This is a genomic window from Mesorhizobium sp. LNHC229A00 (assembly GCF_000502415.1).
Taxonomy (GTDB): domain Bacteria; phylum Pseudomonadota; class Alphaproteobacteria; order Rhizobiales; family Rhizobiaceae; genus Mesorhizobium.
Map to the genome: position 1 here is coordinate 67281 of NZ_AYWQ01000010.1, position 23332 is coordinate 90612.

The 23332-nt window shown below is 63.2% G+C and carries 23 protein-coding genes and 2 pseudogenes; 19 read left to right on the top strand and 6 right to left on the bottom strand.

Translation table 11 applies throughout. The features are described from left to right. The first annotated feature begins 61 nt into the window (after positions 1–61). Positions 62–322, top strand: a complete 261-nt coding sequence (locus X742_RS149580; protein ID WP_023773428.1) for a DUF2934 domain-containing protein — start codon at positions 62–64, stop codon at positions 320–322. 90 nt (positions 323–412) lie between these two features. Here the strand turns inward: X742_RS149580 and X742_RS149575 are convergent, their stop codons facing one another. Next, the gene (locus X742_RS149575) at positions 413–1105 is read right to left on the bottom strand and encodes a glutathione S-transferase family protein (RefSeq protein WP_023773429.1); all 693 of its coding nucleotides are present in this window, start codon (positions 1103–1105) and stop codon (positions 413–415) included. Between the two features lie 65 nt (positions 1106–1170). On the opposite strand from X742_RS149575, the gene X742_RS149570 reads away from it, so the two are divergent. Then, positions 1171–1683 carry a DinB family protein gene (locus tag X742_RS149570; protein ID WP_023773430.1) on the top strand — a complete coding sequence of 171 codons (513 nt, stop codon included), beginning with the start codon at positions 1171–1173 and terminating at the stop codon, positions 1681–1683. A 62-nt stretch (positions 1684–1745) separates the two neighbouring features. Here the strand turns inward: X742_RS149570 and X742_RS149565 are convergent, their stop codons facing one another. Continuing rightward, complete coding sequence (locus tag X742_RS149565; RefSeq protein ID WP_023773431.1) at positions 1746–2705, bottom strand: LysR substrate-binding domain-containing protein; 960 nt, start codon at positions 2703–2705, stop codon at positions 1746–1748. A 110-nt stretch (positions 2706–2815) separates the two neighbouring features. Between X742_RS149565 and X742_RS1000000174845 the strand changes: the two genes are divergently transcribed. From X742_RS1000000174845 to X742_RS149535, 8 genes and pseudogenes are all read left to right on the top strand, one after another. Further along, positions 2816–3649 (top strand): hypothetical protein, encoded by an 834-nt coding sequence (locus tag X742_RS1000000174845; RefSeq protein ID WP_023773432.1) that lies wholly within the window; start codon positions 2816–2818, stop codon positions 3647–3649. 45 nt (positions 3650–3694) lie between these two features. Further along, entirely contained in the window at positions 3695–4621 is a 927-nt protein-coding gene (locus X742_RS149555; RefSeq protein WP_023773433.1) for a DMT family transporter, read from the top strand. Next, entirely contained in the window at positions 4614–4817 is a 204-nt protein-coding gene (locus X742_RS149550) for a hypothetical protein (protein ID WP_023773434.1), read from the top strand. The genes X742_RS149555 and X742_RS149550 overlap by 8 nt, the downstream gene beginning before the upstream one ends. A 160-nt stretch (positions 4818–4977) precedes the next feature. Beyond that, complete coding sequence (locus X742_RS149545) at positions 4978–5430, top strand: MucR family transcriptional regulator (protein WP_023773435.1); 453 nt, start codon at positions 4978–4980, stop codon at positions 5428–5430. A gap of 135 nt (positions 5431–5565) precedes the next feature. Then, positions 5566–7443 (top strand): ABC-F family ATP-binding cassette domain-containing protein, encoded by a 1878-nt coding sequence (locus X742_RS149540; RefSeq protein ID WP_023773436.1) that lies wholly within the window; start codon positions 5566–5568, stop codon positions 7441–7443. 210 nt (positions 7444–7653) lie between these two features. Continuing rightward, positions 7654–8235 (top strand): annotated as a pseudogene (locus X742_RS1000000172685) (molybdopterin-dependent oxidoreductase); the annotation flags it as partial. 23 nt (positions 8236–8258) lie between these two features. Continuing rightward, a complete protein-coding gene (locus tag X742_RS0137440; protein WP_245275575.1) occupies positions 8259–10025 on the top strand; it encodes a molybdopterin-dependent oxidoreductase in 1767 nt (588 codons plus the stop codon). Between the two features lie 59 nt (positions 10026–10084). Beyond that, a complete protein-coding gene (locus X742_RS149535; RefSeq protein WP_031248133.1) occupies positions 10085–10894 on the top strand; it encodes an agmatinase family protein in 810 nt (269 codons plus the stop codon). A 15-nt stretch (positions 10895–10909) separates the two neighbouring features. On the opposite strand, the gene X742_RS0137445 is transcribed toward X742_RS149535, so the two are convergent. From X742_RS0137445 to X742_RS149530, 3 genes and pseudogenes are all read right to left on the bottom strand, one after another. Beyond that, on the bottom strand, positions 10910–11974 hold the full coding sequence (locus tag X742_RS0137445; RefSeq protein ID WP_348524180.1) for an NAD(P)/FAD-dependent oxidoreductase: 1065 nt from the start codon (positions 11972–11974) through the stop codon (positions 10910–10912). Next, positions 11874–12191 (bottom strand): annotated as a pseudogene (locus X742_RS1000000172690) (FAD-dependent oxidoreductase); the annotation flags it as partial. The pseudogene X742_RS1000000172690 and the gene X742_RS0137445, both read right to left, overlap by 101 nt. A gap of 61 nt (positions 12192–12252) precedes the next feature. Next, positions 12253–12732 (bottom strand): Lrp/AsnC family transcriptional regulator, encoded by a 480-nt coding sequence (locus X742_RS149530; RefSeq protein ID WP_023773438.1) that lies wholly within the window; start codon positions 12730–12732, stop codon positions 12253–12255. Positions 12733–12836: 104 nt separating this feature from the next. Between X742_RS149530 and X742_RS149525 the strand changes: the two genes are divergently transcribed. The 3 genes from X742_RS149525 to X742_RS149515 are packed head-to-tail and all read left to right on the top strand — an operon-like array spanning position 12837 to position 16478. Next, positions 12837–14045, top strand: coding sequence for a diaminopropionate ammonia-lyase (locus X742_RS149525; protein ID WP_023773439.1), 1209 nt, complete (start codon positions 12837–12839; stop codon positions 14043–14045). Between the two features lie 32 nt (positions 14046–14077). Then, positions 14078–15325, top strand: a complete 1248-nt coding sequence (locus X742_RS149520) for a Zn-dependent hydrolase (protein WP_023773440.1) — start codon at positions 14078–14080, stop codon at positions 15323–15325. After that, on the top strand, positions 15318–16478 hold the full coding sequence (locus X742_RS149515; protein WP_031248137.1) for a M20 aminoacylase family protein: 1161 nt from the start codon (positions 15318–15320) through the stop codon (positions 16476–16478). The genes X742_RS149520 and X742_RS149515 overlap by 8 nt, the downstream gene beginning before the upstream one ends. A 494-nt stretch (positions 16479–16972) precedes the next feature. Here the strand turns inward: X742_RS149515 and X742_RS1000000174850 are convergent, their stop codons facing one another. After that, complete coding sequence (locus tag X742_RS1000000174850) at positions 16973–17113, bottom strand: hypothetical protein (RefSeq protein WP_023773442.1); 141 nt, start codon at positions 17111–17113, stop codon at positions 16973–16975. Positions 17114–17222: 109 nt separating this feature from the next. On the opposite strand from X742_RS1000000174850, the gene X742_RS1000000174855 reads away from it, so the two are divergent. The 6 genes from X742_RS1000000174855 to X742_RS149490 all read left to right on the top strand — a co-directional run bounded on the left by X742_RS1000000174855 (position 17223) and on the right by X742_RS149490 (position 23330). Further along, positions 17223–17396, top strand: coding sequence for a hypothetical protein (locus X742_RS1000000174855; RefSeq protein ID WP_023773443.1), 174 nt, complete (start codon positions 17223–17225; stop codon positions 17394–17396). Positions 17397–17464: 68 nt separating this feature from the next. After that, the gene (locus tag X742_RS149510) at positions 17465–19558 is read left to right on the top strand and encodes an ATP-dependent helicase (RefSeq protein ID WP_023773444.1); all 2094 of its coding nucleotides are present in this window, start codon (positions 17465–17467) and stop codon (positions 19556–19558) included. A gap of 9 nt (positions 19559–19567) precedes the next feature. Continuing rightward, positions 19568–20350, top strand: coding sequence for a 4-hydroxy-tetrahydrodipicolinate reductase (gene dapB / locus X742_RS149505; RefSeq protein ID WP_023773445.1), 783 nt, complete (start codon positions 19568–19570; stop codon positions 20348–20350). Between the two features lie 156 nt (positions 20351–20506). Further along, entirely contained in the window at positions 20507–21523 is a 1017-nt protein-coding gene (locus tag X742_RS149500) for an ABC transporter substrate-binding protein (protein WP_023773446.1), read from the top strand. 107 nt (positions 21524–21630) lie between these two features. Beyond that, entirely contained in the window at positions 21631–22440 is an 810-nt protein-coding gene (locus X742_RS149495) for an ABC transporter ATP-binding protein (protein WP_023773447.1), read from the top strand. Between the two features lie 11 nt (positions 22441–22451). Beyond that, the gene (locus X742_RS149490) at positions 22452–23330 is read left to right on the top strand and encodes an ABC transporter permease (protein ID WP_023773448.1); all 879 of its coding nucleotides are present in this window, start codon (positions 22452–22454) and stop codon (positions 23328–23330) included. Positions 23331–23332 lie beyond the last annotated feature (2 nt).

Here is a 23332-nt window from a genome sequence, read left to right on the forward strand (position 1 = left end):
GGTTTGCTTGCTATAGTCGCCAGGTCGGCGCCGCGCTGAAGTCGGCCCGAATGGAGACAACATGACCATGACAGACGATCGTCAGGAGCGCATTCGCAACCGTGCACATCAGATCTGGCAGGAAGAAGGGCACCCGCCCGGTCAGCACGAACGCCATTGGCACCAGGCGGCAGCCGACGTCGACCGGGAGGACGCGGGGAAGCCGACGGTGGGCAATAAGCCGGCCAAGAAGGCATCTGGCGCCGGCAAGGCAAAAGCCCCGCCCAAGCAAGAAAAGCTCATCGCCAAAGCCAGCAAGCCGAAAGCCAGCAAACCAAAGTAGGCTGCGAAGTAAGGTCAGCTGTTCGGCCCCTGATTTCGCAACAGGTTGACGGTGCTCGAGCTGCCCTGCGGATAGAAGGCCGTTGCGGCGTCACGCCGCCGCCGAAACCTTTCGTCCAACCCCGCCATGCAGGTCGAGGCAGCGGGTGAACCACTGCGCCACCACGTCGCTGTCTTCGAGCAACTTGTAAGGCGATGCGATGCGCGCCCATTGCAGTGCGCCGAAGACGATATAGTCGGCGAACAGCGGCGAGGCGCCGCCGATGAACGGCTGGTAGCTCAACATGGAGCGCAGCGGCTCCAGCGCCGCCCGGAAGATTGCCAGGCCGGCGTCGCGTGCGGCGACGACGTCCTCCAGCCGTTTGCCGAAGCGCTGCTCCCGGCTCTTGCGGAAATACGAGCCATTCTGTTCGTCTTGCATGGCATGAAGGTCGACGAGCGCCGCTGTGGTGACGTAAGGGTGGATGTTCGATTGCGACCAGCGCTCGATGAAGCGCGCCATCGCCTTGCCGCCTTCGCCGCCAAACAGGCTAGGCCGATCGGGATAGGCCTCTTCGAGATAGAGCGCGATGGCAAAGGAATCGGTGACGACCTTGTCGCCGTCGCGGATCACCGGAACGGTTTTCGAAACGCCGCCCTCGACGGCGGGCACTTCGAGAAAACGCGTCGGCGCGGTCGAGATATCGAGCCCCTTGTGGGCCAGCGCCATTGTTGCCTTCCAGCAGTGCGGACTGAACGGACGGCCCTCGTCACGCCCGACGAGATCATAAAGCAGAATGGTCATTGGCGCGGGTTCCTTTGCAGTCTAGGTATCGCTCCCGACACCCGAAACAGGCCCGGCGGGAAAAAATGAAACAGCACTTCACGATGTTTGCGGCATACAATCAATGGGCCAACGGCCGCATCTACGATGCCGCCGACGATCTCAACGACGAGGAGTTCAATCGCGACGTCGGCGCCTTCTTCGGCTCGCTGATGGGCACGCTCAACCACCTGCTCGCCGCCGATCGCATCTGGATGAAGCGCTTCACCGGCGAAGGCGCCGCGCCGACGACATTGGACGCTGTATTGTTCCGGGCCTTGCCTGTCCTGAGGACAGCGCGCGAGGCCGAGGACCGGCGGATTATCGACTGGCTCGGCGGGTTGGGCGACAAGGCGCTGTCGGGTCGTTTCACCTATATGACCGTATCGGACATGCGCACCGTCTCGCAACGCCTGGCGCCCGCGCTGGCTCATGTCTTCAATCACCAGACCCATCACCGCGGCCAGGCGCATATGATCCTGACGGTCCTGGGCCGCCCGTCAGTGCCGCTCGATCTGGCGCATTTCCAGCGCACCGAAGAGGGCAGGGCTTTCGCCTGATCCAGATGGTTTCGTTCTAAATTCGACAGCGAACGGTTGGAGCGGACTATCGCAGCATTTTTTTAGACAGCCGCCGAAGCCAGGCCGGTGACTTCGCCATCCAATTGGCTCTGTGTCTGAGCCGCTTCCGCCATCACCCATTGCTTGAACCGCAGCACCTTGCGCGTGGCAAGGCTCTTGTGGGGCGAGACGAAATACCAGCCGGCCGTGTTCGGATGATGGACCGCAAAGGGCGCGACCAGCCTCTCGGCGCGGATGTCGCTGGCCATATAGGCACGGTTGGCGACGGCAAAACCCATTCCGGCATTGGCCGCCTCGTAGGACATCATGCACGAGTCGAAATAGATGCTTTTGGTCTCGCTGAGCACAAAACTGGCCCCGGCGAAACCAAGCCAGGATTGCCAGTTCTGGGTGCAGGTGTCGGAATGCAGCAGCGTGAAGTGCTTGAGGTCGTCCGGCGTCACCTTCGACACCGGCTTGTCGCCGAGAACCTCATGGAACAATTTGCGGCTGCACACCGGGGTCAGGTCTTCCCGAAACAGCAGGTCGGACGGCAGTCCGTTGAAATGGCCGTCGCCATAGCGGATTTCCAGATCGAATTCGGAAGTCGTGAACTCATGCGTCGCGTACGAGGTCGAAACCCGCATCACGATATCGGGATGTTGCTGCTGGAACAGCGGCAGGCGCGGAAACAGCCAGCGCGCGGCAAATGTCGGCAGCACGGATATTTTCAGCACATGTTCCTGTGATTGCCCGGTCGCTTCCATGCTGGCGGCGACGATACGCTCCAGCGCCTCGCGAACGCGCGAGACATAGGTCTCGCCCTCCGGCGTCAGCGACACCGCATTGCCGCCTCGCTGGAAAATCTTGAAACGCAGCTGGTCCTCCAGGCTCTTGACGCGCTGGCTGACCGCCGAAGCGGTGATGAACTGTTCTTCTCCGGCACGCGTGAAATTGCCGTGCCTCGCAGCACTCTCCACGATTTTCAACGAATTGAGGTTGACCTGACTGAGCAGACGCACGGTTTCGACCTTAAGCTTGGCTTACGGTAGCACTAGCATTCCTAATTTTACAGGGGGTGCTAATTTAATTGACTGTTAACCAAGTGTTTGCCCCCACTTGGAGAAGTACAATGAACGCCCATACGATACCCGAATTGCGCTATGCGATGAGCCGCGAGGCCATTATCGGCCACGAAACCGCCTGGAAGGTGTCGAGCTTCGGCGTTGCGCAGTATCTGCACGGCTATGATCCGGCACTGCTTGCCGCGATCGAGGAGGCCGCCCTGAAGCTCAAGGCCAGCCATGCCGTGCACAAGCACCTCGATCTGACCTTCATCACCGGCGCCGACCGTTTCATACCTGAAATCAAGGAGTTGCTGAACGACAAGTTGCGCTTGGAGAGCCTGTCCGACATGATGGGCACGAAGCTGGAACCCTATCCGCTGTCGATCGTGGGTTCGACCGTCACCTTCATGAATCCCAGGGATGGCGCCGTCGAATGGCATTGCGACGGCGTTCCGGTCACCGAACTCATTCCGCTGTCGATCAGCGATCCGCTGGTCGGCGGCCATCTCGAAATCTACTGCGACGATTCCGAGACCGGCCGCGCCATTCTCGAATCCGGCCGCGAGATTCCGCGCAACCGCATCATGCGCATCGATCACAAGATGAGATATGCGACGCTCGGGCAGTTCCTCGGCGTCCTGCACCGCACGGCGCCGATCCAGTTCGGCGAACGCGTCACCCTGGTGCTCAACCAGCGCTCCGTGGCCAAGCCCTATGTCGACGACAACAGGATGTTTTACCTTGCCGCCGACAACGATCACGACCGCGAATGGGTCAATGAGCTGGCCGAGGACGTGTGGACCAATCAGCTGCCGGCCTATCGCCGGTTCGAGGCGGAACATCCGACGCCGGTCCCAGCCGAAGGACCAGTTCCGGGTGGGGCTAGGGAATCATGGTGACAGTCCATGATCCGGAAAAAAGGGAGCCGGTTTTCGGAAAGGATCATGGCCGAGCGCAGAGATAGAGCCCCATGGCGCTTTTTTCGGCATGGATCAGGCTCGGTGTCCGCGCTGGTCTTCGCCACCGGCGCGGTAGCGTTGTGGTCGACAAATGCGCTGGTCGGCAAATCCCTGCTGGCCAGTCACCCGGTGTCGCAGGTGCAGTTCCTGCAATTTGTTGGGGCCGCACTGGTCTTCGCGGCCATCCGGTTGATGAGCCGGGAGAAAGCCACGGCAATCACGGCGAGCACCGCGCTGGTGCCGCTCGCGGTCGGCTTCATCGGTCTGGTCGGCACCATGGTGCTGCAATATATCGCCTTCGCCTCGATGCCGGTGATCGAAGCCAATCTCGTGGCCTACACCTGGCCCTTGATGGTTGCCGCGGCAGTGATCGCCTTCGAAAATCCCCGGCGTCCGGCTTTGCTGGGCCTTGCAGCGGCCCTTGGGTTCGTTGGCGTCGCACTGGTGATTTCGGGAGGCCGCGACCGCACCTGGTTTCAGGGTGATCTCGCCGGCTATTTATGCGCATTCGGGTCCGCGCTGTGCATGGCCTTCTATTCGGTGATGGTGGGACGGCTCGCCACTTCGCCGGACCGCCTGTTGCTGCCATCGTCGCTGGTTGGCGTCGCGTTGACGCTTATATGGTCCGCTCGCGAAGGCATCGCCTGGCCCACCGGAGTGGATCTGGCCCTCGGGCTCTATCTCGGTGCCGGCCCTATGGGGCTTGGTTATTACTTCTGGTCGCGGGCCCTGAAACTTGGAGGCAGCGCGAAGGTGGCTGTCATCGCCTATCTCACGCCGATCGCTTCGACACTGCTGCTGACCTTGTCCGGCGAACGGCTGACGACGACAGCCATTGCCGGAGCCGTCCTTGTCGTCGGCAGTTGCATCGCTGTTGGACTGGAGCGTTCGGAGGCGGAAAATTATGTTTGACGACAATGAACGTCTCGCCAGGCAGGAAGCGCATTGGCTCATCGAGGAATTTGGCGCCGAGGCACCACTTTACGCCGCGATGAGGGCCGAAAAGGCGATCGAGCAGAAGGATTTCGGGCGTTGTGCCCGCTGGAAGCGTATTCTTGAGATATTGGCTGACAGCCGTTCAACCAAGTCTGCCGTATACAAGTATTAGATTTTCTAATTTGCACGACGTCGATTTCGCATAAAAGTAGTTGACGCCAAGTCTTGATTCGTTTTGGGAATTGGCGGGCCCGTTGGGGGCGCGGTTAAAGAGATACATCGACAGAAGTCTTCACTGGGTAGACGACTTTGTCGCAAATAGGGTGAAAGAATTGTCAAATATCGAGGATAAGATCGTTATCGAGCTAACCGCCGATATTGTCTCGGCTTATGTAGGCAACAATCCGCTACCGGCTTCGGGCCTGCCTGACTTGATTGCCAGCGTCAGCGCCTCGGTCCGAAAGCTGGCTGGTGCGGCTGTCGTGGAAAGCCCGAGCCTTGTTCCGGCCGTAAATCCGAAAAGGTCGGTGTTTCCCGACTACATCATCTGCCTGGAGGACGGGAAGAAGTTCAAGTCGCTCAAGCGACACCTCAGGACGGACTACGGTTTGAGCCCTGACGACTATCGCGCCAAATGGGGCTTGCCGCCGGACTACCCGATGGTCGCGCCGAATTACTCCGCGACCCGGTCGGCCTTGGCGAAGTCGACGGGACTTGGCCGCAAGCCGGCCGCTGCGCCGGCAGTCGTGGCCAAGGCGACAAAGCGCGGCAAGGCTGCTGCCTGAAGCCTTGTCGGCTGGCACGGCAGGCCGCTGTCGCGGCTCTGACGGCGCGGTTGTGGGCGCCGTTTCCAGGCCTTGTGCGGCCAACTGGCCCGCAAGGTCTTGCGAAGCGTTGATGTCCAGTGCAAAAGCGCGGCCATGCTTATCATCAACGACCTCTCGCTCCGCATGGCGGGGCGCCTGCTACTCGACCACGCCTCGCTCACCCTGCCGGCCGGCACCAAGGCCGGTCTTGTCGGCCGCAACGGGACCGGCAAGACGACGCTGTTCAGGGCCATAACAGGCGATTTCCCCTCCGAGACGGGTTCGATCAGCCTGCCGAAGAATACGCGGATCGGTCAGGTGGCGCAGGAAGCGCCCGGCACCGAGGACCCGCTGATCGAGATCGTGCTCAAGGCCGACCTCGAACGTTCCGCGCTCCTCGACGAGGAAAAGACCGCCACCGATCCGCACCGCATCGCCGACATCCACATGCGGCTGGCCGATATCGACGCCCATTCAGCCGAGTCTCGCGCGGCCACCATCCTGGCCGGCCTAGGCTTCGACGACGCCGCGCAGCGCCGTCCGGCCTCCTCCTTCTCAGGCGGCTGGCGCATGCGCGTTGCACTGGCCGCCGTGCTGTTTTCAGAGCCCGACCTTCTGCTGCTCGACGAACCGACCAACTATCTCGACCTTGAAGGGACGTTGTGGCTTGAGAACTATGTTTCAAAGTATCCGCACACGGTGCTTCTGATTTCGCACGACCGAGATTTGCTCAACCGTGCCGTCAATTCGATCGTTCATCTCGACCAGAAGAAGCTAACGTTCTGGCGCGGCGGCTACGACCAGTTCGAACGCCAGTATACCGAGCAGAAGGAATTGCAGGAAAAGGGCCGGGTCAAGCAGGAAGCCGCCCGCAAGCACATGGAATCCTTCGTCGAGCGTTTTCGCGCAAAGGCATCCAAGGCAAGGCAGGCACAGTCGCGCATCAAGGCGCTGGAAAAGATGAAGCCGATCTCGGCCATCGTCAACGACACGGTACGGCCATTCTCTTTCCCCGAGCCTGTGAAGACCGTGGCCTCGCCGATCGTGGCGCTGAACAACGTCAATGTCGGCTATACCGAGGGTCAGCCTATCCTGAAGAAGATGACGTTGCGTATCGATGCCGACGACCGCATCGCGCTGCTCGGCGCCAATGGCAACGGCAAGTCGACCTTCGCCAAACTTCTGTCGGGTCGTCTGAAGCAGGAGACCGGCACCATGACGGTGGCGCCGGGTTTGAAGGTGGCGATCTTCGCCCAGCACCAGCTCGACGATCTGCGTCCTGAGGAAAATGCCTATGAGCACGTCCGCCGGCTGATGCCGGAGGCGCCCGAATCGAAAGTGCGCGGCCGCGTCGCCCAGTTCGGCCTCACGACCGAGAAAATGAATACGCCCGCCAAGGATCTGTCCGGTGGCGAGAAGGCGCGCCTTCTGATGGGCCTGTCTGCCTTCGAGGGGCCGAACCTGTTCATCCTCGACGAGCCGACCAACCATCTCGACATCGATAGCCGCGAATCGCTGATCCATGCGCTGAACGAATTCCCCGGCGCCGTTATCCTGATCTCGCACGACCGCCATCTGCTGGAAGCGACCGCCGACAGGCTGTGGCTGGTCAAGGACGGTGCGGTCAATCCCTATGACGGCGACCTGGAGGACTACAAGACGCTGGTCACCGGCGTCTCCGGCGACCGCCGTGGCAAGCGCGAAGCGGACAAGGCTTCAAAAGCCGACCGACGCCGCGACGCGGCCGCACGCCGCGCCGCCTTTGAGCCGCTGGCCAAGGAAATCCGCGCCACCGAAGCGCTGATGGATCGCATCCGCAAACGCATCGATGGCATCGAGGACGAGCTGTCCAATCCGGCGGTCTACGAAAAGGATCCCTCGACCGCGACGCGGCTCGCCAAGGAGCGCTCGCAGCTTGCGCAGACGCTGGCAGGCCACGAGGAAAAATGGCTGACCATGTCGGCCGAATATGAGCAAGGCACGGCGGAGTAGGATGAGCGCTTCTCCTTCTCCCGTTGGGGGAGAAGGTGGCCTCGCGAAGCGAGGTCGGATGAAGGGTATGCCAGGGAACGCCAGCGTCTCATCCGCTAAGACGCCCTCAACATCTCGGCGCTATCACGCCGATCCACCTTCTCCGCAAGGGAGGAGGGAAGGCGCTATCTGGCCCTACACCTGACCGTCGTAAACGGGTAGTTTGCTCCCATGAACCAGCACGCCAACCTCCGCATCGGCCATTCGGCCTGTCCGCATGATTGCCCGTCGACCTGTGCTCTCGAGGTCGAACTGCTCGACGGCAACCGCATCGGCCGGGTCCATGGCGCGAAGGCCAACAGCTACACGTCGGGCGTCGTCTGCGCCAAGGTCGCCCGCTATGCCGACCGCGTCCATCATCCCGATCGGCTGCTGAAGCCGCTGGTGCGCAAGGGCGCCAAGGGCGAGGGCGTCTGGCAGGAAGCGAGCTGGGAGGCCGCACTCGACCTCATCGCCGAGAAATTCGACGCGGCCGAAGCGAAGTACGGCTCGGAGACGGTCTGGCCCTATTACTATGCCGGCACGATGGGGCTGGTGCAGCGCGACGGCATCGAGAGGTTGCGCCACGCGAAAAAGTACTCGGGCTTCTTCGGCTCGATCTGCACCAATCTCGCCTGGACCGGCTGGATGATGGGGGCAGGCGCGCTGCGAGGACCGGACCCGCGCGAGATGGCGAAATCTGACTGCGTGGTGATCTGGGGCACCAACGCCGTGGTCACGCAGGTCAATGTGATGACCCACGCCATCAAGGCGNGCCCTATTACTATGCCGGCACGATGGGGCTGGTGCAGCGCGACGGCATCGAGAGGTTGCGCCACGCAAAAAAATACTCGGGCTTCTTCGGCTCGATCTGCACCAATCTCGCCTGGACCGGCTGGATGATGGGGGCAGGCGCGCTGCGAGGACCGGACCCGCGCGAGATGGCGAAATCCGACTGCGTGGTGATCTGGGGCACCAACGCCGTGGTCACGCAGGTCAATGTGATGACCCACGCCATCAAGGCGCGCAAGGAACGCGGCGCGAAGATCGTGGTCATCGACGTTTATGAGAATGCGACGATGAAGCAGGCCGACATCGGTCTGGTCCTGAAGCCCGGCACCGACGGCGCGCTCGCTTGTGCCGTCATGCATGTCCTGTTTCGCGAAGGCCTGGCCGACCGCGCCTATCTGCAGAAATACACGGACGATCCTAAGGGCCTGGAGGCGCATCTCGTTACCCGCACGCCGGAATGGGCGGCTGATATCACTGGTTTGACGGTCGCCGAGATCGAGACCTTCGCGCGCCTCGTCGGCACGACGAAAAAGACCTATTTTCGCCTCGGCTACGGCTTTGCCCGCCAGCGCAACGGCGCCGTCAACATGCATGCCGCGTCCTGCATCGCCGCCGTCACCGGCGCCTGGCGGTATGAGGGCGGCGGTGCCTTCCATTCCAATTCCGGCATCTTCAAGCTCAACCAGGAGGTGCTGGAGGGCACGCGCATGCGCGATCCCTCGATCCGCTATCTCGACCATTCCCGCATCGGCCCGGTGCTGACCGGCGCCAGTGACGCGCTCTATGGCGGACCGCCGGTGACGGCGATGCTGATCCAGAACACCAATCCGGTGAATGTCGCGCCCGAGCAGCGGCTGGTGAAGCAGGGCTTCCTGCGAGACGATTTGTTCACCTGCGTGCACGAGCAGTTCATGACGGACACGGCCAAGCTGGCCGACGTCTTGCTGCCGGCGACTATGTTTGTCGAGCATGACGATATCTACAAGGGTGGCGGCAACCAGCACATCACCTGCGGCCCCAAGCTGATCGAACCGCCGGAAGGGCCGCGCACCAACCATTTCGTCATCGAGCAACTGGCCGGGCGCCTTGGTGTCGCCGACAGGCCGGGCTTCGGGCTGACCGAGCAGCAGCATATCGACATCATCCTCGGCAAGCGCGGCTTGGGCAGCTTCGCCAGCTTGGAAGAGCAGAAGTGGATTGATCTGCAGCCGGATTTCGACACGGCGCATTTCATCCGGGGCTTTGGCCATGCGGATGGCAAATTCCGTTTTCGCGCCGACTGGACCGGCCAGGCGGCTCCCAACCGGCCGCCGAAGAGCATGGGCCTGTTCGGCCCGGTGGTGCGATTGCCCGAATTTCCCGATCATGTCGACCTGATCGAGGTGGCTGACGAAGCCCATCCGTTCCGGCTGACGACCTCGCCGGCGCGCAACTTCCTCAACTCGACCTTTTCCGAAACACCGGTGTCGAAGGCCAAGGAGGGCCGCCCGGAACTCCTGCTGCATCCCGATGACGCGGCGGCTCTAGGGCTGGCCGAGGGCGACCGTGTCGAAATCGGCAACACGCGCGGCGAGGTGGTGCTGCACGCCAGATTGTTCGGCGGCGTCAAGCGCGGTGTCGTGATCGCCGAAGGTATCTGGCCGAACAGCGCGCATGAGCGCGGCGAGGGCATCAATGTGCTGACCGGCGCCGACGCCCCGGCACCCTACGGCGGCGCTGCCTTTCACGACAACAAGGTCTGGCTGCGCCGGGCGCAAGAGCTGAGTGCATAGCGGCCGCGAGTATCGATTGCGCCTGATGTCAATTTGTCCGTCGGAATGGGAGAGTGTCGATGGCAGGCGCGATTTCGCTTCTGGGAATACCGCATGACGAGAATTCGTCCTACCTCCAGGGTGCGGCCAAGGCGGCGCCGCTCATCAGGCGCGAACTCACCAGCGATGCTTACTCCTCATGGAGCGAGACCGGCTTCGACCTGACCGGCCGCTTCGTTGATCATGGCGACATCGACTTCGACAAACCTGGCGATCCCTGGCAGCGCATCGAAAGCGAAGTCGGTCGCGCCCTGGACGCTGGCCACCCGCTGATCAGCCTTGGCGGCGACCATGCGATCTCCTGGCCGGTGCTGCGCGCGGTGCGCCGTCGCCACCCGAGCCTGACGATCGTGCATATCGATGCTCACCCCGACATTTATCATACCTACGGTGACAATCCGCGTTCGCACACCTCGCCATTCGCGCGCATCATGGAGGAACGGCTAGCCGACCGACTGATCCAGATCGGCCTGCGCACCGTGAACGACCATCACCGTGATCAGTTCAAGCGCTTCGGCGTCGAGGCCGTGGAGGCCGCTCATTTCGGCGAAAGCCTGTCGCTTGATCTCAAGACGCCGGTCTATATCTCGATGGATCTCGACGGGCTCGATCCAGCCTTTGCGCCCGGCGTCTCCCACCGCGAGCCCGGCGGCCTGTCGACGCGGCAGGTCATCAACCTGATTCAAGGCATCAACCAGCCGATCGTTGCCGCTGATATCGTTGAATACAATCCGAGCCAAGACCTCTCCAACATGACGGCGCTTGTCGCCGCCAAACTGACGAAGGAGATCGCCGGCATGATGCTCAGGACATCGCCCGCGGTGGATTGAGGGCGCGGTCTGGGATCACACCGGCAGGGTTTCGGCCACCTTTTTCCTGTTTTGCCGCTGGCGGATGTCGTCGGCGACCGCCTGGGCTTCGATGCCGATTTCGCGCAACAGCCCGGTGACCGCATTGTGAAAGCCGACCAGATAGAGGCCGAGATCCGAAGCTCGGGCATTGACGCCGCTGGGGCCGGGCTCCGCGCCGGGTTCGAGGAACCTGGCATAGCCTGGCCGGTAGCCGGTGGCGAAGAGGATGGCGTCGAATTCGCCGTGCTTGCCGTCCGCAAAACGCGCACCGCTTTCCGAGATTTCGGCGATGTCGGGCGCCACCTTGATCGCACCTTCCCGGATCTTGCCGATGGTGCCGACATCGATCACCGGAATGCGCGACGCAAGGGCGATCTGCTGCAGCAATCCCTGCTTCGGCCGTCTGAGCCCAAACTTCTCCAGCCTTCCCAGCACCAGATCGAGGATGACGGGGAACAGCGCGTCGTTGATGCGCCGCGGCCCGAGCCGCGTCGCCATACCGACCATCTGGATCGGCACGCCAAAAAGTTCGCGCGGCACGATGTGAACGCCGCCGCGCACCGAGATCGTCGGTCGGGCGCCGCCTTCCACCAGATCGAGCGCAATCTCCGCGCCGGTATTGCCCATGCCGACCACCAGCACCTGCTGGCCGGCAAAAGGCGCGGCGTTGCGATAGTCGGCGCTGTGCAGCGTCTTGCCCTTGAAGGCGTTGAGGCCGGCAAATCTGGGCAGCAAGGGTTCGGCATTGTAGCCGGACGCGATCACCACATGCGAAGCGCGTAAGGCGCCGGAGGTCGATTCCACCCGCCAACCGCGGCCCTCCCGGGCGACCGCCCGCACCGTTTCGCCGAAACGGGGCTCCAGGTCGAAGCGTTTTGCATAGGCGGCGAGATATTCGACCACGAGGTGGCGCGGCACATAGCGCGGATAATCCCTTGGGAAGGGAACGAAGGGCANCCTCCCGGGCGACCGCCCGCACCGTTTCGCCGAAACGGGGCTCCAGGTCGAAGCGTTTTGCATAGGCGTCGAGATATTCGACCACGAGGTGGCGCGGCACATAGCGCGGATAATCCCTTGGGAAGGGAACGAAGGGCAGCGATGAGTAACGCTTGGTCGTATGCAGATGCACGCGGTCATAGTGACGCCGCCAGGCTGTCGCGGCCTGCTGCTCCTTTTCGAGCATGACGAAATCCTGCCCGGCCTGGCGAAGACACGCGGCAACCGCCAGGCCCGCCGGCCCGGCACCGATGATCGCGACTTTCGTGGTTTCGTCCATGCGCGCCTCCCCTCCAATTGGCGATCCAGAATGTCAGAAACGTGGCAAGGGTGCCACCGGCTCATCCAGGCAGGGGCACCGTCAACCCGACCTTGGCGCGGTCCATGGCGACGAAGGTGCGGAACTTCCGCACATTGTCGCTGCCGAAGAACAGTTTTCGCGTCAGCGCCTCGTAGGCACCCATGTCGGCCACGGTGATGACGAGGATGAAGTCGGCCTCGCCGGTGACATAATAGCATTGCTGAACTTGCGGCTCCGCCGAGAATTGCCGCTTGGCCTCGTCGATCAGTTCGGTGCGTTCGCTCTCGAGCTCCACCTCGACGAAGATAGTGATTGGCTGGCCGACGGCCGCCGGCTCGACAATGGCGACATTGCCGGCGATGACGCCGGTCTGCTCCATGCGGTTGATGCGGCGCTGCACCGCCGGCGCCGACAGGTTCACCGCCTCGCCGATCAGCCGTTGCGGCGTCGTGTTGTCCCGCTGCAGGATGGCAAGGATGGCCAGATCGAAGCTGTCGAGTGAGGCTGGCCACCGAGACATTGTTATCCTGACGAAACAAACTTGCATTTCGAGAGCCAAAATACGGCGCTTTTTGCGCAGGGTTTGCAATATCTTCTCTTGGACGACGCCAAGGAGAGCCGCCAATGTTCCTGCCCAATCGCCATGCCTTGCATCGCCAGCCGCTGGACGAGGCCGATGCCGAAACCGTCGGCATCGCCGGGGCGGATACTGTCGAGCGTTTCCTTGCCTGCCGTGACAATCACCTGACGACGCCGCTGCACGCCCTGCCGGCATTGGCTGGCGAACTCGGTCTCGGCACCTTGCATGTCAAGGATGAGGGCTTTCGCCTCGGCCTAGGCAGCTTCAAGGCGCTGGGCGGCGCCTATGCGGTCTTCCGTCTGGTCCTGGAGGAGGCAAGCAAGCGGCTCGGCCGCTCCGTCGATGTCGGCGATCTCGATCGGCCCGAGGTCCGGTCGGTCGCGGCGACCATGACGGTTGCTTGCGCTACCGACGGCAATCATGGCCGCTCCGTCGCGCAAGGCGCCGAGCTTGTCGGCGCAAAGGCAGCGATCTTTGTCCATGCCGGTGTCAGCGACGGGCGCGTCGCGGCCATCGCCTGCTATGGGGCGGAGATGATCCGCGTCGACGGCAATTACGACGATTCGGTCAGGCAGGCGGCGCGCGTTGCCGCGGAGAAAGGCTGGACGGTGGTTTCCGACACGTCATGGCCGGGCTACGAACGCATTCCGGGCCTCGTCATGCAGGGCTACACGGCGATCGTGCGCGAGGCGCTGGGCCAGATCTCCGAACCGCCGACCCATGTCTTCGTGCAGGCCGGCGTCGGCGGCATCGCGGCGGCGGTCGCCGGCCATCTCGCCATAGTGCTTGGCGAAGCCAGGCCGGTTTTCACGGTGGTGGAACCCGCCCGTGCCGCCTGTGTTTTCGGCGCCGCCAAGGCCGGGCATCCGATCAAGATCACGCATGGCGAGGCGACAGTCATGGCGATGCTCGAATGCTACGAGGCCTCGCCGGTCGCCTGGCGCGTGCTGGCACGCGTCGCCGATGCCTTCATGACCGTCGACGAGGACGAAGCCATCGCCGTGATGCGGCGGCTGGCACGCCCGGCCGGCAACGATCCGGCCATCGTCGCCGGTGAAAGCGGCGGCGTCGGCCTTGCCGGGCTGATCCGGGCGATGGCCGATCATAAGGCCGAGCTTGGCCTCGACGCCACTTCGCGCGTGCTGGTCGTCAACACCGAAGGCGCGACAGATCCCCACCGCTATGCCGAACTCGTCGGCATGAGTCCGGCGGATGTGCTTGCCGGTAATGTGCTTTCTGGAGCGACGCCATGACCTTGATCGATCCAATGACCTTGATCGATGCAATGACCTCGATCGACGCACAAAGGCTGCTTGGCCGCATCCTCGAGCTCGGCGGCATCGGTCGTGATGGCGAGGGCCGATTGGTGCGGCTGGCCGCCTCCGACGCCGACAGGCTGGGTCGCGACCGCTTCGTCGGCTGGCTGCGCGAGGCCGGTCTCGAAATCGCCATCGATCGCATGGGAAATATCTTCGGCGTCTGGCAGGTGTCGGAGAATGCCGGCCATGCGCCGATCCTCATCGGCTCGCATATCGATACCGTCATCGATGCCGGCATCTATGACGGCTCCTACGGCGTGCTCGCCGGGCTGGAGGTGATCGAGACTCTGAAGGCGTCGGCTCTTGTCCCGTCGCGCCCGCTCGCGGTCGCCGCCTTCACCAACGAGGAAGGGGTTCGCTTTTCCCCCGACATGATGGGTTCACTGGTCCATGCCGGCGGCGTCGGTATCGACGAGGCGCTGGCGGCCGTCGGCACCGACGGCAGCGTGCTGGGAGAGGAACTGGCCCGCATCGGCTATGCCGGCGACGAGGAGCCGGGCTTCCTCAAGCCGCATGTCTATCTCGAATTGCATATCGAGCAGGGCCCGGTTCTGGAACGCGAAGGCGTGCCGATCGGTGCTGTGGAAAACCTGCAAGGCATCTCCTGGCAGCGCATCACCATAGACGGCGTCGCCAACCACGCCGGCACCACGCCGATGTCGATGCGCAATGACGCCGGGCATGCGGCTGCGCGTGTCGTCACGTTCCTGCACGACCGCGCCAAGGCCTCGAACACACCGACCGTTGCAACGGTCGGCACGATGCGTTTCGAGCCAAACGCCATCAATGTCATTCCCTCCCGCGCCGTCTTCACCGTCGACCTGCGCGACCCTTTCGAGCATCGCCTGCAAGCCGAGGAAGCCGCACTCGCCGCGTTTCTTGAGGACCTCGCGGCCGACGATGGCGTCACTATCTCGATCGAGCGGCTGGCCCGCTTCGAGCCGGTGATCTTCGATGTCAGCATTGTCGAATTGATCGAGACTGCCGCGAAAAAGCGCGGGTACGCATCGAAGCGCATGACCTCAGGCGCCGGCCACGATGCGCAGATGATGGCGCGGCTCGCGCCCGCGGCGATGATTTTCGTGCCGAGCGCCGGCGGCATCAGCCACAATCCGCGCGAACATACCGCCGATGCCGAGCTTGTCGCCGGCGCCAACATCCTGCTTGATATCGTCGCCCACCTTGCGGATCCGGAGGTATCAGGCAATGGCTGAAATCGATCGTGATGTGCTGAAGCTGGAGATGACAGGGTGGCGGCATGATCTGCACGCGCACCCTGAATTCGGCTTCGAGGAGGAGCGCACCGCGGCCTTCGTTGCCGCCAAGCTGCGCGAATTCGGCCTGGACGATGTCGCCGAGGGTGTCGGCGGCACCGGCGTCGTCGGGACTTTGAAGCGCGGCAGCGGCAACCGCGCGATCGCGTTGCGGGCCGACATGGATGCTCTGCGCATATCAGAGCAATCGGCCGCGCCATACCGCTCCGGCAATCCCGGAATCATGCATGCCTGCGGCCATGACGGCCACACGGCGATGCTGCTCGGTGCGGCCAAGCTCCTAGCCGAGGAGGGCGGGTTCGACGGCATCGTGCGCTTCATCTTCCAGCCGGCGGAGGAATGGGGAAAGGGCGCGTTGGCGATGCTCGACGACGGCCTGATACAGCGCTTTCCCTTCGACGAGATCTTTGGCCTGCACAACATGCCGGGCTTGCCGATCGGACATTTCGAGACCCGCGTCGGCCCGGTCATGTCGGCCGAAGACATCTTCGAGATCGTGCTCAGGGGATTGGGCGGCCACGCTGCGCGGCCGCATTCGGGTCAGGAAACGCTGGTCGCCGCCTGTGCGCTGGTTACCAACCTGCAGACCATCGTCTCGCGCCGGCTGAGTCCGGCCGACATTTCAGTGGTTTCGGTGACCGAACTGATCACCGACGGCACCCGCAACGCACTGCCGAGCCTTGCCCGCATCCTTGGCGACGCGCGCAGCTTCCGCTCCGAGGTCAGCGCCGAGATCGAATGCCAGATGCGCATCATCGCCGAAGGCATCGCTACCGCCTACAATGTTGCCGCCGAGGTCAACTACACCAGGGAATTCGTGCCTTTGCGCAACGATGCCGAGCTGGTCGACGCGGCCTTTGCCGCCGCCGGGACTGTTTTCGAACGCGGCAATATCGCGGTCGCCCGCGAGCCGATGACGGCGTCGGAGGATTTCGCCCGCTTCCTCGACCACGTGCCGGGCTGCTTCGTCTTCCTCGGCAACGGCGAGGCCTCGGCACCGCTTCACAATTCCAGCTACGACTTCAACGATGACGGGCTGTTGTTCGGCGCCAATTTCCATGTCGCCATCGCCAGGCAGCGGCTTGCGACTTGAAATCCACGGGCGCTTTTCGCGGCATTTACCGGGGGAAAAACGCCCGGGAAGGCCGAAATACTTGATCTCGCATGACGCTGCGGCAAGACTCAGCTAGCCTCGCTCACGCGGCGGACCTGATATCCGCCTGGCCGGCGCTATCAGATTACCTCCCAAGCGGCGCCGGCCTTCTTCCCTCTGCGCTAAATTAGATTTTAAAGTTAGAGCGCTCGCGCTTGGCGGAAGTTAGGGTTTTGCTGTCATGGCTGTGGCACGTTTTTGGGTGCTACGGGTTCAGGATGCGCGGGCGGAGCTGGATAAAGGCGGTGCGTGAGGATGAAGCACGGCGGGTGCGCGCCCGCATCGCTCAACTCGAACAAGATTTGACCGCCGCCTCGGCGCGGACACGACAGCTGCGCTAGGACGCAGGCCCCGAGTTGCGCAATGCCAAGTTCCGCCTCGAGCGTATCGATGAATACATCGCGGCAATGCGTTGAAGATCCCGCCATCGTTTTTCACTGGCTGGCAATGGCATTGTTCACGGCAGGAATGGCGAGATCTTGATCGGCCCCAGTTGCCTTTGTCGGCGGCAATTTGTTGTCGCAGGCCGAGAGACCCAAAGTCACCAGCGCGAGGATCAGTCCCAGCTTTTTCATGGCTCCTTCCTCCACCCGCGGAACGAGGTGGTGTCGGTTTGGTTGCACGATTGCTCCGAGGGAACAAAATCCCCCGCCTCAGGTTGACCCAGCGAAGGAGGACCGCCGCATGATCCGTTTGCTTCTGGTTGGCACGCTGGCCTTTGTCACTTACCGTCTCGCCCGCAAGATGATCGACGAGGTTCCCGACAGTGTCGATCCGCTCTTGCTGCCGGCGCCCGCAAACGACCGCCAGGCGCTGCGCCGGCAGTCGGCGTCGATGGGCGTTGACCCGAAGCGCTGATTGCTCCCGCTATATCGGCGGAGTTGCTTCTCTGTTGCGAACAAAGCGGAAACGATGCTTGATGGGCGATGAACCTCGCCGCCCATGATTCGACGTTTTTGGAACAGACCGTCCAGCCGGCTTATCTTGCCCGGCTGAACGACGCCCAACGCCAGGCGGTCGAACATGGCGACGGCAAGATTGCAGGCCCGCTGCTGGTTATCGCCGGCGCCGGCTCTGGCAAGACCAACACGCTGGCGCACCGCGTCGCCCACCTGATCGTCAAGGGAGCCGACCCGCGCCGCATCCTGCTGATGACGTTTTCGCGGCGCGCCGCTTCCGAAATGGCGCGACGTGTCGAGCGCATCGCCGGCGAAGTGCTCGGCCGCGACGCCGCGGTGATCACGGACGCGCTGACCTGGGCCGGCACTTTTCATGGCATCGGCGCCCGGCTGCTGCGGGATTATGCGCTGGAGATCGGCCTCGATCCGGCCTTCACCATCCATGATCGCGAGGATTCCGCCGACCTGATGAATCTCGTGCGCCACGAACTCGGTTTCTCCAGGACGGAGGCGCGCTTTCCGACCAAAGGCACCTGCCTTGCCATCTATTCGCGCGCCGTCAACGCGCAGGCGCCGCTGGGTGAGGTACTAGGGTCTGCCTTCCCCTGGTGCGCCGGCTGGGCCGAGCAGCTCAAGCAATTGTTTGCCGGTTACGTCGACGCCAAGCAGGCGCAGAATGTGCTCGATTACGACGATTTGCTGCTCTACTGGGCGCAGATGACGGCCGAGCCTGAAATCGCCACGCATCTGGGCGGACGGTTCGACCATGTGCTGGTCGACGAGTATCAGGACACCAACCGGCTGCAGGCCTCGATCCTGATGGCGCTGAAACCCGACGGTGCCGGGCTGACGGTCGTCGGTGACGACGCGCAGTCGATCTATTCGTTCCGGGCCGCCGAAGTGCGCAACATTCTCGACTTCCCCAGACAGTTCGCGCAGACAGCCGATGTGGTGATGCTGGAGCGCAACTATCGCTCGACCGAGACCATTCTGGCGGCTGCCAATGCGGTCATCGGCGAAGCCTCGGAGCGCTTCACCAAGAACCTGTGGTCGGAACGCAAATCCGCCGATAAGCCAAGACTAGTGACCGTGCGCGACGAGGTCGAGCAAGCGAACTTCGTCTGCGACACCATCCTCGCCGAGCGCGAGGTCGGTACCGCGCTGAAGTCACAGGCGGTGCTGTTTCGCGCCTCGCACCACAGCGGGCCGCTGGAGATCGAGCTGACGCGGCGCAACATTCCCTTCGTCAAGTTCGGCGGCCTGAAATTCCTCGATGCCGCGCATGTCAAGGACGTGCTGGCGGTGCTGCGTTTTGCCGAAAATCCGCGCGATCGTGTCGCCGGCTTTCGCGTGCTGCAGCTTCTTCCCGGCATCGGCCCTTCCGCCGCCGCGCAGATCGTCGAGGCCATGACGTCGGCGCTGGACGAGGCGATGGGCCTGGCCGGCTGGCGTCCGCCGCAGCGTGCCGCGGACGACTGGCCCGGCTTCGTCTCGCTCTATTCCGGCTTGCGCGCCGGCGCCAAATGGCCGGCCGATCTCGAACAGATCAGGCTGTGGTACGAACCGCATCTGGAGCGCATCCACGAGGACGCGATCACGCGCCGCGCCGACCTGCTGCAACTCGAGCAAATCGGCTCGGGCTATGCTTCGCGCGAACGCTTCCTGACCGAGCTGACGCTCGATCCGCCGGATGCAACCAGCGACCAGGCCGGCCCTCCGCACCGCGACGAGGACTATTTGATCCTGTCGACCATCCACTCGGCCAAGGGCCAGGAGTGGAAGAACGTGTTCGTGCTGAACACGGTCGACGGCTGCATTCCGGCCGATCTCGGTGTCGGCACCAAGGAAGATATCGAGGAGGAGCGACGGCTGCTCTACGTGGCGATGACACGGGCCAAGGACAGTCTCAACCTCGTCATGCCACAGCGCTTCTTTCCGCATGGCCAGGCGGCACGCGGCGACCGCCATGTCTACGCCTCGCGCACCCGTTTCATTCCGGCCTCCATCCTCGCCGCGTTCCAGCAGCTTTCGTGGCCGGCCGCGCAAGCGGCGCAGGGCAGGGCGCCTCGGCCGGAGGTGCGCGTCGACATCGGCGCGCGCATGCGCGGCATGTGGAAATAGCAGGAGCCGATGCCGCAGCCGCCGACCAGGATCGCCATTTCTGGCGCTCTCGGCCGCATGGGTCGCCAGATGGCGGATGCGGTGCGGGCCGATGCGCGTCTGGCGCTCGCCGGCTGCTTTCACCGTCCGGGCAGTGTCGGCGATGGGCTGGTGAGCCGCGACGAGGCAATTGCCATGGCCGACGTGGTCGTCGACTTCACCACGCCGGCCGCCTCCGCGGAACTGGCCAGATTGTGTGCCGAAAGGGGCGGGCCAGCCTTGGTGATTGGCTCGACGGGTTTCGAGACCGCCGAGATAGCCACCATCGCCGATGCCGCGAAAGCCATTGCCATCGTGCGCTCCGGCAGCTTCTCGCTCGGGCTCAACATGCTGGTCGGATTGGTCGAACAGGCGGCGCGGGCGCTCGACCCCGACGACTGGGATGCGGAGATTTTCGAGGCGCATCATCGCCACAAGATCGACGCGCCTTCGGGCACGGCGCTGATGCTGGGGCAGGCGGTTGCCGGCGGACGCGACGTCCGGCTGGACACGGTTGCGAGGCGCGTCCGCGATGGTGTCACCGGCGCGCGGCCGGCGGGCGAGATAGGCTTCGCGGTGGCGCGCGGCGGCAGCATCGTCGGTGAGCACAGCGTCAGCTTCCGCGCCGAGGGCGAGACCGTCACCGTGTCGCATTCGGCTGGCGACCGCATCATGTTTGCACGCGGCGCCATCGCCGCGGCACTCTGGGTGGCGGGCCGCGCTCCCGGCGAATACGACATGCGCGACGTGCTGGGGCAGAGCGCTCGGGCGTGACGCTGCGAACGTTTTTGCCTTGCGGCTGAAAGCCAGCTGAAAGCTTGGGCATGTCATGACGGTTTTGCGGTGTCACCGCATGTCCGACCCGCGACGGTCGGCGAGGGAGGAATGCGGCGCGGCTTCACAGCCCGCCGCCCAAATGGAGGAAGTTTTGTGACCGGTTTCATCTCGAAGCGTGCCTTGCGCACCGCTGCCTTGACGCTTGCCATCACCGCCACCGGCGCCGCAGTGGCATCGGCGGCCGACGAAAAGATTTCCATCATGGTGGGTGGCTACGAAAAGCAGATCTATCTGCCCGCCAAGCTCACCGAGGCCCTGGGCTATTTCAAGGACGAGGGTCTCGACGTCGAGTTGCTGAACGAACCGGCCGGCGTCGATGCCGAAAACGAGATGCTGGCCGGCGCCGTGCAAGGCGTTGTCGGTTTCTACGACCATTGCATCGACCTCCAGGCCAAGGGCAAATTCGTCGAGTCCATTGTCCAGTTCAGCCAGGCGCCTGGCGAGGTCGAACTGGTTTCGACGAAGCATCCTGAAATCAAGTCACCGGCCGATTTCAAGGGCATGAGCCTTGGTGTCACCGGCCTCGGCTCCTCGACGAACTTCCTCACTGAATACCTCGCCGTGAAGAACGGCTTGAAGCTAGGTGAATTCACCTCAATCCCCGTCGGCGCCGGCGATACGTTCATCGCCGCGATGCAACAGGACAAGATCCAGGCAGGTATGACGACTGAACCGACCATCACCCGGCTCCTCAAGACGGGTGAAGCGAAAGTCCTTGTCGACATGCGTACGATAGAAGGCACCAAAGCCGCGCTCGGCGGCACATACCCGGCCGCCTCTCTTTACATGCAGACGGACTGGGTCGAGGCCCACAAGGATGTGGTGCAGAAGCTGACCAATGCTTTCGTCAAGACGCAGAAATTCATCAATACCCATAGCGGCGCTGAAATCGCCGACAAAATGCCGAAGGACTACTATGTCGGTGACAAGGCAGGCTATGTGAAGGCTCTTGATGACGGCAAGGCGATGTTCACCGCCGACGGTATAATGCCCGAGGGCGGCCCCGAGACGGTGCTGACTGTGCTGTCCGCCTTCAAGAAGGAACTGCAAGGCAAGCAGATCGACCTGTCGAAGACCTACACGACGGAATTCGTCAAAAACGCGAAGTGACCCGTCTGCCGGCGCGATGCACCGCCTCGCGCCGGCATCGTCTGGTTTTCACGCCCGGAGGCCTTGGCCGACGGCGGTCCTTCGTTCGAACCGGGAGTTAGCCCAGCATGACACAAGAAAACAGCGCACCGGCAATTGAGCTGATCAATGTCAGCCGCCGCTTCCTGTCCCCCACCGGCAAGTCGCTGACCGCGATCCGTGATTTCACCATGACCGTCGAGCGCGGCGAATTCGTCGCCGTCGTCGGCCCGACCGGCTGCGGAAAGTCCACCACCCTCAACCTCGTCACCGGATTGGCGAGCCCAAGCGCGGGCGAGGTCCGGGTCATGGGTGCACCCGTCAAGGGCATCGATCCCCGCATCGGTTTCGTCTTTCAAAGTGATGCGCTGTTTCCATGGCGCACGGTGATCGAGAACGTCATGGCCGGGCCGCTCTTCCGTGGCAGGGCCAAGTCGGAAGCGACCGCCGCGGCGCGCGACTGGCTGGCGCGCGTCGGCTTGGCGCGCTTCGAGCATCACTATCCGCACCAACTCTCCGGCGGCATGCGCAAGCGAGTCGCCTTGGCGCAGACCTTTATCAACGGGCCCGAGATTCTGCTGATGGACGAGCCGTTTTCCGCCCTCGACGTGCAGACACGTGTTCTCATGCACGAGGAACTGCTCCGTCTGTGGTCCGAAGCCAGGGCCTCGGTCGTCTTCGTCACACATGATCTGGAGGAAGCAATAGCGCTGGCCGACAAAGTCTACGTGCTGACCGCCGGGCCGGCGACGGTGAAATCGGTCTACACCATCGACCTGCCGCGCCCGCGCGTCGTCGCCGACATCCGTTACGAGCAAAGCTTCATCGACTATTCGCGCACCATCTGGGCCGATCTCAAGGAAGAGGTCGAGACCAGCTACGCCCGCGCTGCCGCGTGAGGGAGGACACAATGACCGATGCCGCCATCGACATCAGGGCAGGAAGTTTCAGGCCGGGAACCTCGGACGCCGAAATAGAAGCCGCCGCCGCCAAGGCCGCGCAGCATCGCCGCCGCACGGTGATCTTCTGGCGGTATGCCATCCTCATCGTCTTCCTCGCCGCCTGGGAAATCGCCGGGCGCAAGGCCTGGATCGATCCGTTCTTCTACGCCACGCCAAGTGCGATCGCGCAGAGGCTCTATGAGTGGATGACGGAAGGTACGTCCGAAGGGCCGCTCTGGTACCATCTGTATGTGACGATGGAGGAGTCCGTCCTCGGCTTCGTCACGGGCTCGGTTGCCGGCATCATCATCGGCGTCGCGCTTGGCCGCAACCGCATGGCCGCCGACATTTTTTCCATCTACATCAAGGTTATCAACTCCATCCCTCGCGTGGTGCTGGCGCCGATCTTCATCATGATCCTCGGCCTTGGCCTTGCTTCGAAAGTGGCGCTGGCCTTCATCATGGTGTTCTTCGTCGTCTTCCACAACGCCTTCCAGGGCGTGCGCGAGGCCGACCGGGCGATGATCGCCAATGCCCGCATCCTCGGCGCCTCCGACTGGCAGCTGACCCGCTCGGTGATCGTGCCGTCGGCGATGAGCTGGATCTTCGCCAGCCTGCATGTCAGCTTCGGCTTCGCCATCATCGGCGCCATCGTCGGCGAGTTCGTCGGCTCACGCTACGGTATTGGGCTCTTGATCAACATCGCCAAGGGTTCCTTCGACGCCGCGGGCATGTACGCCGCGATCGTCATCATCATGGTAGTAGCGCTGGGCGCGGAATATCTGATGACGATGGTCGAGAACCGGCTGGCGAAATGGCGTCCGCAGCCGCTGCACGAGACGCAGTAAGC

Excerpts from the sequence above, each read along its gene's own strand:
- X742_RS149580 (WP_023773428.1), top strand. The coding sequence starts at position 62 with ATGACCATGACAGACGATCGTCAGGAGCGCATTCGCAACCGTGCACAT.
- X742_RS149575 (WP_023773429.1), bottom strand. The coding sequence starts at position 1,105 with ATGACCATTCTGCTTTATGATCTCGTCGGGCGTGACGAGGGCCGTCCG.
- X742_RS149570 (WP_023773430.1), top strand. The coding sequence starts at position 1,171 with ATGAAACAGCACTTCACGATGTTTGCGGCATACAATCAATGGGCCAAC.
- X742_RS1000000174845 (WP_023773432.1), top strand. The coding sequence starts at position 2,816 with ATGAACGCCCATACGATACCCGAATTGCGCTATGCGATGAGCCGCGAG.
- X742_RS149555 (WP_023773433.1), top strand. The coding sequence starts at position 3,695 with ATGGCCGAGCGCAGAGATAGAGCCCCATGGCGCTTTTTTCGGCATGGA.
- X742_RS149550 (WP_023773434.1), top strand. The coding sequence starts at position 4,614 with ATGTTTGACGACAATGAACGTCTCGCCAGGCAGGAAGCGCATTGGCTC.
- X742_RS149540 (WP_023773436.1), top strand. The coding sequence starts at position 5,566 with ATGCTTATCATCAACGACCTCTCGCTCCGCATGGCGGGGCGCCTGCTA.
- X742_RS0137440 (WP_245275575.1), top strand. The coding sequence starts at position 8,259 with ATGGGGCTGGTGCAGCGCGACGGCATCGAGAGGTTGCGCCACGCAAAA.
- X742_RS149535 (WP_031248133.1), top strand. The coding sequence starts at position 10,085 with ATGGCAGGCGCGATTTCGCTTCTGGGAATACCGCATGACGAGAATTCG.
- X742_RS149530 (WP_023773438.1), bottom strand. The coding sequence starts at position 12,732 with ATGTCTCGGTGGCCAGCCTCACTCGACAGCTTCGATCTGGCCATCCTT.
- X742_RS149525 (WP_023773439.1), top strand. The coding sequence starts at position 12,837 with ATGTTCCTGCCCAATCGCCATGCCTTGCATCGCCAGCCGCTGGACGAG.
- X742_RS149520 (WP_023773440.1), top strand. The coding sequence starts at position 14,078 with ATGACCTCGATCGACGCACAAAGGCTGCTTGGCCGCATCCTCGAGCTC.
- X742_RS149515 (WP_031248137.1), top strand. The coding sequence starts at position 15,318 with ATGGCTGAAATCGATCGTGATGTGCTGAAGCTGGAGATGACAGGGTGG.
- X742_RS1000000174850 (WP_023773442.1), bottom strand. The coding sequence starts at position 17,113 with ATGAAAAAGCTGGGACTGATCCTCGCGCTGGTGACTTTGGGTCTCTCG.
- X742_RS1000000174855 (WP_023773443.1), top strand. The coding sequence starts at position 17,223 with ATGATCCGTTTGCTTCTGGTTGGCACGCTGGCCTTTGTCACTTACCGT.
- X742_RS149510 (WP_023773444.1), top strand. The coding sequence starts at position 17,465 with ATGAACCTCGCCGCCCATGATTCGACGTTTTTGGAACAGACCGTCCAG.
- dapB (WP_023773445.1), top strand. The coding sequence starts at position 19,568 with ATGCCGCAGCCGCCGACCAGGATCGCCATTTCTGGCGCTCTCGGCCGC.
- X742_RS149495 (WP_023773447.1), top strand. The coding sequence starts at position 21,631 with ATGACACAAGAAAACAGCGCACCGGCAATTGAGCTGATCAATGTCAGC.
- X742_RS149490 (WP_023773448.1), top strand. The coding sequence starts at position 22,452 with ATGACCGATGCCGCCATCGACATCAGGGCAGGAAGTTTCAGGCCGGGA.